The organism is Pedobacter sp. GR22-6 (assembly GCF_037402555.1).
Taxonomy (GTDB): Bacteria; Bacteroidota; Bacteroidia; order Sphingobacteriales; family Sphingobacteriaceae; genus Pedobacter.
In genome coordinates, this window is the sequence record NZ_JBBEUC010000006.1 from 23,778 (window position 1) to 36,318 (window position 12,541).

Annotated in this window: 9 protein-coding genes; 5 read left to right on the forward strand and 4 right to left on the reverse strand. The window is 45.6% G+C overall.

What is annotated here, in order from left to right; translation table 11 throughout:
* Positions 1 to 29 precede the first annotated feature (29 nt).
* The gene (locus tag WAE59_RS22405; RefSeq protein WP_337858228.1) at positions 30 to 617 is read left to right on the forward strand and encodes a phosphatase PAP2 family protein; all 588 of its coding nucleotides are present in this window, start codon (positions 30 to 32) and stop codon (positions 615 to 617) included.
* 228 nt (positions 618 to 845) lie between these two features.
* Here WAE59_RS22405 and WAE59_RS22410 read toward each other — a convergent pair whose 3' ends face one another.
* Positions 846 to 4,445 (reverse strand): PAS domain S-box protein, encoded by a 3,600-nt coding sequence (locus tag WAE59_RS22410; protein WP_337858229.1) that lies wholly within the window; start codon positions 4,443 to 4,445, stop codon positions 846 to 848.
* 235 nt (positions 4,446 to 4,680) lie between these two features.
* Here WAE59_RS22410 and WAE59_RS22415 point away from each other — a divergent pair, with 235 nt between their 5' ends.
* Both WAE59_RS22415 and WAE59_RS22420 read left to right on the forward strand, forming a co-directional pair.
* Positions 4,681 to 7,257 carry a DUF5686 family protein gene (locus tag WAE59_RS22415; RefSeq protein WP_443147268.1) on the forward strand — a complete coding sequence of 859 codons (2,577 nt, stop codon included), beginning with the start codon at positions 4,681 to 4,683 and terminating at the stop codon, positions 7,255 to 7,257.
* 50 nt (positions 7,258 to 7,307) lie between these two features.
* Positions 7,308 to 8,651 carry a deoxyguanosinetriphosphate triphosphohydrolase gene (locus WAE59_RS22420; RefSeq protein WP_337858534.1) on the forward strand — a complete coding sequence of 448 codons (1,344 nt, stop codon included), beginning with the start codon at positions 7,308 to 7,310 and terminating at the stop codon, positions 8,649 to 8,651.
* On the opposite strand, the gene WAE59_RS22425 is transcribed toward WAE59_RS22420, so the two are convergent.
* The 3 genes from WAE59_RS22425 to WAE59_RS22435 form a co-directional block, all read right to left on the reverse strand.
* On the reverse strand, positions 8,648 to 8,890 hold the full coding sequence (locus WAE59_RS22425; protein WP_337858230.1) for a hypothetical protein: 243 nt from the start codon (positions 8,888 to 8,890) through the stop codon (positions 8,648 to 8,650). The two genes, WAE59_RS22420 and WAE59_RS22425, sit on opposite strands and share 4 nt — an antisense overlap.
* A 12-nt stretch (positions 8,891 to 8,902) precedes the next feature.
* Positions 8,903 to 9,535 carry a hypothetical protein gene (locus WAE59_RS22430; protein ID WP_337858231.1) on the reverse strand — a complete coding sequence of 211 codons (633 nt, stop codon included), beginning with the start codon at positions 9,533 to 9,535 and terminating at the stop codon, positions 8,903 to 8,905.
* 111 nt (positions 9,536 to 9,646) lie between these two features.
* Complete coding sequence (locus tag WAE59_RS22435) at positions 9,647 to 10,174, reverse strand: superoxide dismutase family protein (RefSeq protein ID WP_337858232.1); 528 nt, start codon at positions 10,172 to 10,174, stop codon at positions 9,647 to 9,649.
* 165 nt (positions 10,175 to 10,339) lie between these two features.
* Between WAE59_RS22435 and WAE59_RS22440 the strand changes: the two genes are divergently transcribed.
* Positions 10,340 to 11,917: a M1 family metallopeptidase gene (locus WAE59_RS22440; protein ID WP_337858233.1), complete on the forward strand. Its 1,578-nt coding sequence runs from the start codon at positions 10,340 to 10,342 to the stop codon at positions 11,915 to 11,917.
* A 32-nt stretch (positions 11,918 to 11,949) separates the two neighbouring features.
* The gene (gene lspA / locus WAE59_RS22445) at positions 11,950 to 12,459 is read left to right on the forward strand and encodes a signal peptidase II (protein WP_337858234.1); all 510 of its coding nucleotides are present in this window, start codon (positions 11,950 to 11,952) and stop codon (positions 12,457 to 12,459) included.
* Positions 12,460 to 12,541 lie beyond the last annotated feature (82 nt).

Below are 12,541 nucleotides of genomic sequence, written 5' to 3' on the forward strand. Positions count from 1 at the left end.
AGTTAAACCATATATGTATAAATTTGAAAATGCTTATCCCACGTATTTTCCTGTTCCTGTTTTTTCCGGGCTTTCTACTTGCACAAAACAGGTTGCAGCGCATGGATGACCAGGTGCTTATTGACTTGTCTCAGACACGGACTCCGGCCAAAACAGATTTTTTCATGTTCCTTTCCAAGCACAATGATGTGGTGAATATCGGTGTGCCGGTAGGGCTCCTTGCTGGCGGAATTATAGCGAATGACAAACAGATGCGGCAAAATGCCCTTTATGTAGCCAGCAGTTCTGCTGTAAACGCCCTGGTGACGATGCTGGTCAAGAAGGCTGTGAAGCGACCGAGGCCATTTATAAGAAACATAAAGATCAATGCGGTCTACCATCCGGAATATTATTCCTTCCCTTCGGGCCATACATCGACTTCCTTTACGACGGCCACGGCATTGTCTCAGGCCTATCCGAAATGGTACGTGATTGCGCCGGCCTATTTATATGCAAGTTCAGTAAGTTTTTCGAGGTTGTATCTGGGGGTGCATTATCCTACAGATGTGGCTGCAGGAGCAGTGTTGGGTACCGGAACAGCTTTGTCGTTTAAATTTTTAAAACCAGATTCCAAATAGATTTAAAAATGGCTTAAAAAAAAGAAAGGGTTGTCGCATCCACGCACATCCCTTTTCTAACCAAATATAAACCTGTATGAACGGGTTATTACCTTTATATAATCAACAATCATTTAGCGTTGATTGTTGTAATTGTTTCTTTGATAACGATACAAATATAGAACAAAATATATAGTGTACAAAATACACTAAGTTAATTTCTCGCAGAATGACATAATTCTGACAAAACTATTTTTTCAGGATGTTCCATTTGTCGATAATCGCGATTACAGCCTCTTCTACGAAGGGTTTAGTGATAAAGTCATCCATTCCAGCTTTCAGGCATTTTTCCCGCTCGCCCTTTACATTTCCGGCTGTGATGGCCACGATAGGGACATGTTTGTCTGTGTTTCCTATTTTTCTGATTGCTTTTGCAGCCTCGTAGCCATTCATTTCCGGCATCTGGATGTCCATGAAAATGATGTCGGGTTTTGTACCCAGGAACTTTTCTACCGCTTCGAGTCCGTTCGCTGCTTCTACGATAATGGCATCCGGATCGATCCTTCGTACGACGGTTTTGGCCAGGAGCATGTTGATGGCATTGTCTTCGGCGATGAGCACTTTAAAGTGATGGAGGGTTTTCTTCTGTTCGGTCTCCCTGTAAATATAGCGGTTGTGTTCCCGCTTCTTGAAGATCCTCGAGAGCATGTCGAACATTTCCTGGATCTTGATGGGTTTGAGCAGGCGTTGGTCGATCCGTAATTCCCGGCAGGAATTGATGATCAGTTCGTCATCGGAGGAACTGTGCAACAGTACGATGGGGTGTAACCTGCCATTGGACTCCATTTCCCTGATCTTCCTGACGGTGTCCAGTCCATTGATATAGGGCATGTGGTAGTCCATCAGGATCACATCATAATATTCGTCATTCCTGTCAAGGATTTCCAATGCCTCAAGACCATTCTTTGCCTCGTCGGATTTGATGTTTTTTAGGGCCAGCATTCTTTTCAGGATCAGCCTGTTGTTTTCATTGTCGTCGACAATCAACACCCTTTTGATGATGTCTATGTCTTCCCATTTGATCGGATCCCCATGTTCGGCCCTGACTTTCAGGTCAAAGTAGAATGTACTTCCCTTGCCGAACTCACTTTTTAAACTCAGTTTGCTGCCCATCAGGCCCAGGAGTTTATTGGATATGGTAAGACCGAGGCCGGTACCGCCATATTTTTTTGTTGTTGAGGCATCTTCCTGTGAAAAGGCCTCAAATATTTTGGTCTGTTTGTCGGGTTTGATTCCTATCCCCGTATCCCTTACTTCGAAACGGAGCGTGACTTCTTCACCGCTGGACTCCAGTTGGGAGATCTTCAGTTCAATCTCACCTTTCTCTGTGAATTTAGAGGAATTGCCCAGCAGGTTGACGAGTACCTGTTTGAGCCGTACCTGGTCTGCCCAAATGAACCTGGGGAGGTCTGCGGAGATGTTGAGCAGCATCTCCAGGTATTTGTTCTGTACCTGGTAGGTAATGATGTCGCTGGCCTGATTGGTCAGTTCGATGAGGTCGCATTTATCGATGTCCAGTTCCAGTTTTCCTGCCTCTATTTTGGAGAAGTCGAGGATGTCATTGATGATGCTCAGCAGGGCATGGGCAGACTGGTTGACGATGCCCATGTACTGGTGCTGGGTTTCAGTCAGGTTGGTCTTCAGTACCAGATCGGTGAAGCCAATGACCCCGTTCAGGGGTGTGCGGATTTCATGACTCATATTGGCCAGGAACTCAGATTTGGCTACGTTGGCCTGCTCTGCCAGGAGCTTGGCTTTCTCCAGTTCCTGTTCGGCCTGTTTGCGTTCTGAGATGTCGGTGGAAATCCCCAGGTAGCCGATCAGGTTATAATTTGTGTCGCGCATGGCGGAAACCACGAGGGATACCGTAAATTTTGAACCATCTTTCCTGATGTAGGTCCATTCCCGCTGTTCGGAGCCTTCAATACTGGCTTTGTACACCAGTACGCGGACACCTTTGATGGGGGTATTGTATTCCAGGAGTAGTTCCTCTTCCCGAAGCGCGATTTCGCGCGGGTCGTGGATTAATGCCGGACTTTGCCTGCCGATCATTTCAGATGCGGTATATCCAGTCAGGTTCTCAGCGCCTTTGTTGAATACAGTAATGATTCCCGCCTCATCGGTGGCAATGATACTGACTTCTGAAGCAGACTGCAGCAGGTTCTCGAAGAGTTTTCTGGATTCCCGAATTTCCAGCTCTGCCTTTTTCTTTGCGTCGATGTCCTGAAAGGTACCATAGATCCTTGCGGGTTTTCCATGTTGTAGCTGTGCATAGCCCATGGCACGGACCCAAATCTCCCGTTTAGTGGCGGTGATGATCTGCAGCTCCATATCGAAGGAGTGTCCATAGGCAGCTGCTTCATTGACTGCTTTTGTGATCAGTTCTTTATTGGCTTCATCTTTATAGAACTCAATGGCACTGACAATGTCGGGCTCGAAATCTTCAGGAACATCGTGGATTTCCTTGGTAATGGATGACCATGTAAGCTTATTTGCCTGGAGATCGATTTCCCAGCCTCCGATGCGGGCTACGCGGTTGGTCTGGAGGAGCATTTCCTTTGTTTTGCGAAACTCCATTTCCAGCTGGTGGCGTTCAGTGATGTCGAGTGCATTGCCTATGATGTAATCCTGTTCGCTCTGGCTTTTGACCAGCACGTTATTGAACAGCCAGATCCTGGAGGAGCCGTCACGGTGCACGGTATGCATCAAGCCGCTCATCCTGCCGTTCAGCTTGATCTCCGCGAGGTAATGCTCCAATTCGTGGAGGTGGTCCTTTTGAATGATATCGAAGAGGGTCATTTCTTCGAGTTCCGGTATGGTATAACCCAGGCTATTGGCACTTGCGGAATTTAGAGACAGGATTTTGCCTTTGAGGTCATGGGTACACATGAGCCCGTGTGCATTTTCGAAGAATGCACGGAACCTGTTTTCCTTATCGATGATCAGCTGCTCTTTGTTGGTTTCTTCAGTAATGTCACGGATGATGATGAACAACTGGTCGGTCGCGGTTTCGGCCGTGATGTTCCATTGGAGCGTTTTATATTCATCGTCCATGGTCCTGACCCGGTTTTTGAAGCTGACCGTGCGGTTGTCCCGGGATAAGCTACCGATCTCTTTGCGGGTGTGTTCCAGATCTTCCGGGTGTACCAGTGTATATAAAGAAGTATTGCGCAACTGTTCTGCCGGCCATTTCAACAAATGTGTAAAGGAAGGGTTGATCTTGATGAAGAAACCCCTGGCATCAGCGATGCAGATCAGGTCTTTGGAGAAATGGAAAAGCTTTTCGAAATGGCGGAGTTCTTCTTTTAAGCGACGTTCGGTAATGAGTGAGATGACTTCTTCGGCCAACAATTTTAAGGCTTTCTTTTGCGGTCCGGTCAAGACTTTTGGCACTTTGTCCAGCACACATAAGGTACCGAGGGCATGACCATTGTCGTCGATCAGGGGATAACCTGCATAAAAGCGTACTTCCGGAGCCGCAGTTACAAGAGGATTGTCTTTGAAGCGCAGGTCTTTTTGTGCATCCTCGATTTCCATAAACTCATGGCTGGAGATGACATGCTCGCAAAAAGAAATTTCGCGGGCGGTTTCAGCTGCATCAAGACCCAATTTAGATTTGAACCATTGCCGGTGTTCATCCATAAGGCTGACCAGTGAGATCGGAGTGTCACATATCAAAGAGGCCAGTTCTGTCAGGCGGTCAAAATCCTTTTCCGGAAGTGTATCCAGAATCTGGTAGCTTTTTAGTGCCTGCAAACGTTCTCGTTCTCCCTTCGGTAAATCAGCCATATCCTATGCGTTAGCGGTTCGTAGTTATATTTGGTATCTATCAAACTTAATGATTTTTTTGCTTTTTTTTAGTGAACAATTTGTATGGGGCAGAGGCTGGCTTTTTCATGCGGATGTCATAACATTTGTGACGAACAGTATTCCTGACTTTTTTACTATAAAATTCAGAAGTTGAGTATTAACTTTGCCCCAGCTTAATTTACTTAAGTGGTATCAATGAACTAATCGACTCAACGTGTATAAAATATTTACTGCTGCAAAGCAGATAGGACAACGCACTTATATCCTTCTTTTACTGCTCTCTTTCAGCAGCCTGCAGACCTTTGCCCAGCAAACCCAGGTGAGCGGTACCGTCACGGACGCGGCGACTAACGAAACGCTTCCTTATGTTTCCTTCCTGATCAACGGAACTACTAAAGGCGGGAAGACTGATCTGGACGGGCGCTACAGCATTACTGTGAGCGGAGAAAGTGCTGCCATTACCTTTAGTTATGTGGGCTATAAAAGCCAGGTAAAGACGATTAAGGCAGGTGCCGCCCAGGTAATCAATATCCAGTTGCAGCCGGAGGCCACACTGATGAATGAGGTGGTGATCACTGCGGGCAAAAAGCCAAAATACCGCAACAGGGAAAACCCGGCTGTGGAGCTGATCCGTAAGGTGATCGACAATAAGGCTAAAAACAGGACTGAAAGCTATGATTACGTCAGTTATCAGAAATACGAGCGTATGGTTTTTTCCATGAGTAACCTTTCAGAAAAATTTAAAAGCAGGAGGGTATTCAAAAACTACCAGTTCCTGTTCCAGGAGCAGGATTCGACTAAAATAGGTGGCAAGAACCTATTGCCGGTCTTTCAGGAAGAAAAACTCTCTGACAACTACTTCCGGAAAAACCCGGAGAAGATGAAATCGGTGCTTGTCGCCAATAAGCGGGTCAATTTTGATGAACGTTTTGTGGACAACCAGGGGCTGAGCACGTATTTCGACAGGATGTACCAGGACATCGACATCTATGACAACAATATATCGGTGGTGAGTAATCAATTGCTGAGTCCAATTGCAGATAGTGCGCCGACCTTCTATAAGTTTTTCATTTCGGACACGGTAAAGAACCACCAGCCTCAGCTGATCGAGCTTTCCTTTACGCCCAGGAATAAAACAGACCTTTTATTTGAGGGAAAGATCTACATTACTATGGATGGCAACTATGCCGTTCAGAATGTTTTTCTGACAGTGAACAAGGACATCAACCTCAATTTTGTACGCGCGCTGGAGGCGACACTGGAATTTGAGCAGAATCCGGACCGCCGCTATCACCTCAGTAAAAGTAACCTGATCGTTGATTTTGGGATCAGTAAAAAGAACGGTGCGGGATTTACAGGCGAACGTACGGTGAGTTTCAACAACTATGCGATCAACAAAGCGCTGGCGGATACCGTATATGATGGAAGTAAACTGGTTATTGCCCCTGAGGCAGTGAAAAAAGACGAGCAGTTCTGGGCGGCAAACCGCCCGCTGGCACTGAGTCCATCCAATGCCCGGATCTATAGCAATCTGGATACTTTGCAGAGCATTCCTTCATTTAAGCGAACAATGGATGTGGTGACATTGCTGTTTGCCGGTTACAAAGATTTTGGACCATTTGAAATGGGCCCCGTCAACACCTTTTATAGTTTTAATGGGGTAGAAGGTTTTCGTCTGCGTCTTGGCGGACGTACCACGACCGCTTTGAGCAAGCGCTATTTCTTTGAGACCTATGCAGCATATGGATTTGAAGATGAAAAATGGAAATATTTCCTGCGGGGAACCTATTCGCTGAACAATAAATCCATCTATGCCTTTCCCCAGAATTACATCAGTGCAAGTTTCCAGCGTGACACAAAGATACCGGGACAGGAGCTGCAGTTTGTACAGGAAGACAATTTCCTGCTATCGTTCAAGCGCGGTGAGAACAACATGATGCTGTACAATGACTTTTACAGGATCGACTACGTACATGAATTTGAGAACCATTTTTCGTATAGCCTGGGGCTGCGCAAATGGGAGCAATCGCCAGCGGGTTCCTTATACTTCACAAATTCGCCGAGCAATTTTACGGACCGGATCAATAACATCCGGACTTCGGAAATCTCCCTTCATTTGCGTTATGCACCGCATGAAAAATTCTACCAGGGAAAAATCTACCGGACACCGATCATCGATAAATACCCTACCTTTAACCTGCGTTATACTGCAGGTCTAAAAGGCGTGCTTGGCGGGGAGTACAACTACCACAACTTCCTGGGTAGCATCGACAAGCGTTTTTACCTTTCGCAGCTGGGTTATATGGATGTGACCCTGGAAGGATCCTACATCATCGGCAAACTGCCTTTCCCTTTATTGTCTATACACCGGGCCAATCAGACCTATGCTTATCAGTTGAATTCCTATAACCTGATGAACTTCCTGGAGTTTGTGAGTGACCGTTATGCCAGTATCAATATCGACCAGAACTTTAATGGTTTCTTCTTCAACAAGATCCCTTTGTTGAAAAAACTAAAGCTCAGGGAAGTCATGTCTTTCAAAGCCCTTTACGGCGGTCTACGAGATGAAAATGATCCTTTGAAGAACCTTTCGACCATGCGTTTTGTACAAAATGCGGATGGCGTTTCCATTACCAATTCCCTAAATAAGGATCCATATATCGAAGGAAGCGTGGGTGTAGGAAACATCTTTAAGATCCTGAGGGTAGATGCAGTGAAGCGTTTTACCTACCTGGATAACCCTATGGTCTCTGACTGGGGGATACGCGCGAGGGTGAAGTTTGATTTTTAAGCGGCATTTCCAATAAAAAATGACTTAATTCGCCCATATTTTAGAATATGATGAATTGGGAAAAGTTATTATCGTCGAAGCGCTGGGGGAATGAAGCAAGATTTACAGGCAACCAAAAGGAGGCCAGATCTGAATTTCAGCGGGACTATGACAGGATCATCTTCTCTTCACCTTTCAGAAGGTTGCAGAACAAAACACAAGTATTTCCTCTTCCGGGAAGTGTGTTTGTACACAACAGGCTCACCCATAGTCTGGAAGTGGCGAGTGTGGGGCGGTCGCTGGGAACGATTTTTTACAATACCGCCCGGGAGCAGCAGCCTGATATCGATGAAAGCTGTCCATTACTTAGCGAGACTGGAAATATTGTAGCTTCCGCCTGTCTGGCGCATGACCTGGGCAACCCGGCTTTCGGGCACTCCGGAGAGTCGGCAATATCCCATTATTTTACAACTGGTGAAGGAAAGGTTTTTCAATCGCAGGTAAGTGCGGCAGAATGGGAAGACCTGATTCATTTTGAAGGGAATGCGAATGCTTTGCGGATCCTGACCCATCCCTTTGCCGGGAAAGGCAGCGGTGGATTTGCGCTCACCTATGCGACGCTGGCGTCAATAGCGAAATACCCCTGTGCGGCCACTGCCGGTCATGATAAGAAGAACATCTATACCAAAAAATACGGTTTTTTTCAATCGGAACAGAGCGGCTTTGAAAAACTCGCTATAGAAATGGAACTCATCAAGGTGCAGGATTCACCATTGGTTTACAAGCGCCATCCGCTGGTATACCTGGTAGAGGCGGCAGATGACATTTGCTATAACATCATTGATCTGGAGGACGCCCACCGTTTGAAAATATTGTCTTACCTGGAAGTAGAACAACTGTTGCTTCCGCTATGCAATGATGCCAGGATGCCTGAGCGACTTTTGGAAATGGAAGATGATGATGCCAAGATCACCCTGATGCGCGCCAAATCGATCAGCACGCTGATCGGTCAATGTTCGCGGGTGTTCCAGCAGCGTCAGGAGGAAATATTGGCCGGGGATTTCAATCAAAGCCTCATGGATGCGATAGATGAGCCTTTTTTATCGGTGATGAAGCAGATTGAAAAGATCTCCATCAAGAAAATCTACAATTACTCCTCTGTGGTACAGATTGAAGTAGCGGGGTACCAGGTCATGGGCGGCCTGCTGGAAGAATTTATTCCGGCCTACCTTTATAACACCTCCAAATACCATAAAAAGCTGGTAGAACTGATCCCGAAACAGTTCCTTACCAAAAATGAGGACGTATATTCGAAGATACAGACTGTACTTGATTTTGTATCCGGGATGACGGATATCTATGCGGTAGAACTGTTCAGGAAGATCAAAGGGATTTCGTTCCCTTCGATGAGTTAAGCTGTGTTTTTAAGGTGTTCGCTGATGGCGGTTCCGATGTTCTGATAACATTCGGGACTGAGCCTTCGACCTCCGGGATTTTCAACAAGCCATGAACCATCCTCAGATCTCTTCAGGATGATGGGGTTAGGCTCGCCGGTGACCATTTCCACCTTGAACCTATCGGCTGCCTCTGAACTCGTCACTATAGCGTCCAGGTCCAGACTACCTGTTTTGAAGTGTACGGGGAATATTCTCATAATGCCTCCTTTTTATTTAATGACACCTTTTTTAACCATATCGTCCAATAAGGTTTTGGTAAACTCCTCTGCCAGGGCTTGAGGGCTGCTGGGATCCGTGCTTTTGGTCTGTGCGGAGTAGACCAGTTTATCCTGGGTCAGGTTAAAGAAATTAGCTTCGAGCATGAACCTGTTGGTCACCTGATAGTAACCAGGCTCATAGATTCTGGCGTACATTGGCCTGTAGTAGCCCCAGAAGCCGTAATACATGGGGCCAAAGCCCATTCCTCCCGGAACAAATTGTTTCTGTTTCGTCTTATCGAGCAGGGCAATGGTAAAAGTACCATCATAACCCTTTGCTTTGATCTTCTCCAGCGCCGCCTTTTCCTCCAGTCCTTCAAAATCCTTGGGTCCATATTCTGCCAGTGCAGAACCTGCAGTGATGTTGTGTTTCCGCAGGTGTTCAACCAAGGCATTTTCTACATTCTCCCTTAATTTTCGATCCCTATTGCCCATTAAGGCAATGACGAGGATCTTATTGCTCTGCTGAACCGTTAGTTCTTTTGCCGTCCAGGAAGAGACCAATTTTGTGCTGTTACAAGAACTCAACAAAAGTGCGGTCAGAAATACCATTCCCGAAGCAGCAATAAAAGATATCCTTTTCATTTTTTTATGATTAACGTATCAAGGTAACAAATTTAAAGTCATTTGGTTGCAACAATTTGGCGTGGAGAACCGAAGGAATAAGCTTCCCGAACTACCGGGAAGCTATAAGGTTTAGTTTTTAACAATGACGCCACAACCTACACGCGGACCTGAATTTCCGGTGGGCTGGGTTACATAATCATCTGTTCCTCCGTGTACAATGATGCCCCTTCCGATGATGTTCTTCAGGTCATTGTCCGTAATGTTCCAGCGGTCGGTAGTGACGCTGACCGTACCATGTCCTTTGCTGTCGAGCTGAATATTTCCGATATCGCCGGAATGGTAGGCCGCCGAACCCCATTTACCATGCGCTTCTTTGGTAGGGTTCCAGTGGCCGTGGGTGTTTTCGCCCATATTACCGCAATCGCCATGTTCATGAAAATGTACGGCCACGGTGCTGTCTGCACGTTCAGGGTAGTTGATCTCCAGGTCCATTTTATATTTTCCATCTCCCAGCTCATAAAACTTAGCAGAGCCGATTTCCTTTTGGTCGGCTGTAGTTTCCAATTTGGCATGGGCCACTTCTTTTTCGGCATTGCCGGCACAGGACGTAATTAATGTAGCGATGCCCAGGCATGCAATTGTAAAATAGTTCTTCATCTCGTTTATAATTAAGTGATTGTGCTGTACTAACAAAATACATTGCTTTTGGTTTGTATAAGGATCTGAGTGTTTATACAGAAAGTAGGGTGATGAGCGTTTGTTTTGTCGTAGGGGTTTTGTATTATTGAGCCTTATTAAAGATTAACAGGAAATTCAGAATAGATGAAAAGATACTTCACCATTTTATTGCTCTGCTGCAGTACAGCTGTTTTCGCACAAGAGGCCTACTGGCAACAACAAGTCCGTTATGATATTGACGTGGCACTAAATGACCAGGAAAAGTCGCTGAAAGGATCAGAGACGATCATGTATAAGAACAATTCACCCAGTACCTTAGATTTTATCTGGTTCCACATCTGGCCAAATGCCTATAAGCAGGAATCTACCGCTTTATTCCAGCAGATTAAAAATGATACCTCCAGGGTAAAGAAACTGGAGAAATATACTTTTGGAAGCATAGAGGGGCTGAATTTTAAAGTGAACGGGAAAGTAGCGCAAACAGAAGCCCATCCCAATCCGCAATACATAGACATCATCAAGGTGAAGCTCGCTACGCCTTTGAAGCCAGGAGATTCTGTGAAGATCAGTACCGATTTTAAAGTGAAACTGCCTTCCTACTTTTCAAGGTCAGGATTTGCGGACGGAGAATTTATGGCTTGTCAATGGTACCCGAAGCCAGCTGTGTTCGATAAATCCGGCTGGAATGAGTTCCCTTACCTGGATATGGGGGAGTTTTACAGTGACTATGCAACGTTTAAAGTTAACATTACCGTACCCAGCGGCTATATCGTAGGCGCAACAGGAGTTTTGCAGAATGCCGATGAACTGGCGAGCTATAAAAGCCTGGGTGCTAAAAATGTAGCGAATAGAACAGGAAGTCCGGCTTTATATAGTCCAAAACAAAAGACGGGCACCAAAACATTAACTTACCAGATTGATAGTGTCCCGGATTTTGCCTGGTTTGCCGACAAGGATTTTGTGATCCAGTACGATACCGTTAAACTGGAATCCGGTAAGGTGATCGATGCTTTTACTTATTACCACAACAAAAAAGAGACATTATGGACCAACAGTATTGACTACACCAAAGATGCTGTACGCAAATACAGTAAGTGGATAGGCGATTATGAATACCCGGTGGTGCAGGTCGTGGAAGGCCCGAAAAACAATTCCAGTGGCGGGATGGAATATCCAACCATTACATTGATCACGAGTCCCGACGCCAAAAAAGAATCACTGGATGCGGTCATTGCGCATGAAGTAGGTCATAATTGGTTCATGAGTATGCTGGGCAGTAATGAAAGGGAGCATACTTGGCTGGACGAAGGCCTGAATACCTATTTTCAATTCAGGTACGAAGCCGAAAAATACCGTGCGAACTCAATGATGGGCGAGATCCCTGCCGAAGTAAAAGCCCTGTCGGAAGCCGATTTTCAGGCCAGACTTTATGGTGCGATGACGCAAATTCCTATGGATTCACCGATAGATATTCCTGCAGCCCAATTTGCTTCCTCTGATGAGTATGGTCTGATCTCTTATGTGAAAACTGCCCTGTGGCTATACATTTTAGAAAGCCAGGCGGGAAGGGCAAAGATGGACCAGGCCTTCCAATTGTATTTCAGTAAGTGGAAAAACAAGCACCCACAGCCAGAAGACCTTCAAGCCGCTTTTGAACAGTCTTTTGGTGTAAACCTAACGGATTACTTTAAGTTACTTAAAAAGCAAGGTTCGTTCAAATAAGCGCAGCGCTGAATGGGAAAGTATTGAAATATATGGGAAGGACAAAGGTGATGAGTAAAGCATTAATTGTAGTGCTTATCCTGCTTAATGTGGGCTGTGATCAAGCGACGAAAAGCATTGCCAGGACTCAATTGGACTATCATGAGCCTGTTTCTATTATACAGGACCGCCTGACACTGATCAAGGTAGAGAACTATGGTGCCTTTCTCAGTTCGGGTGATTCGCTGCCTGCAGCCTTTAAATTTGTATTGCTTTCACTCCTCCCTTTATTGGTATTGCTTTATGGACTGTATTTTTTGATGAGCAGGGAGCGACTGGATCCTCTTTTTGTTGTTGGACTCAGTTTCGTGATCGGTGGGGGTGCAGGCAACCTGTATGACAGGTTCGTGCATGGTTCGGTGACCGACTTTATGCATATGGATCTTTTTCTTTTTCAGACCGGTGTGTTCAATGTGGCCGACCTTTCCATTATGTCCGGGATGTGCCTGATTTTATGGAATGTATACGTCCGGAAAATTAGCGGATTTAGCACTATGCTATAAAATTGCATTAATATGTTAAAAGTTGGCAAGATAATTCAATTCAAATTGCTATTTGGGTATATAAATTGCTAACTGATTTGTA

Excerpts from the sequence above, each read along its gene's own strand:
- WAE59_RS22405 (WP_337858228.1), top strand. The coding sequence starts at position 30 with ATGCTTATCCCACGTATTTTCCTGTTCCTGTTTTTTCCGGGCTTTCTA.
- WAE59_RS22435 (WP_337858232.1), bottom strand. The coding sequence starts at position 10,174 with ATGAAGAACTATTTTACAATTGCATGCCTGGGCATCGCTACATTAATT.
- lspA (WP_337858234.1), top strand. The coding sequence starts at position 11,950 with ATGGGAAGGACAAAGGTGATGAGTAAAGCATTAATTGTAGTGCTTATC.
- WAE59_RS22420 (WP_337858534.1), top strand. The coding sequence starts at position 7,308 with ATGAATTGGGAAAAGTTATTATCGTCGAAGCGCTGGGGGAATGAAGCA.
- WAE59_RS22430 (WP_337858231.1), bottom strand. The coding sequence starts at position 9,535 with ATGAAAAGGATATCTTTTATTGCTGCTTCGGGAATGGTATTTCTGACC.
- WAE59_RS22440 (WP_337858233.1), top strand. The coding sequence starts at position 10,340 with ATGAAAAGATACTTCACCATTTTATTGCTCTGCTGCAGTACAGCTGTT.
- WAE59_RS22425 (WP_337858230.1), bottom strand. The coding sequence starts at position 8,890 with ATGAGAATATTCCCCGTACACTTCAAAACAGGTAGTCTGGACCTGGAC.
- WAE59_RS22410 (WP_337858229.1), bottom strand. The coding sequence starts at position 4,445 with ATGGCTGATTTACCGAAGGGAGAACGAGAACGTTTGCAGGCACTAAAA.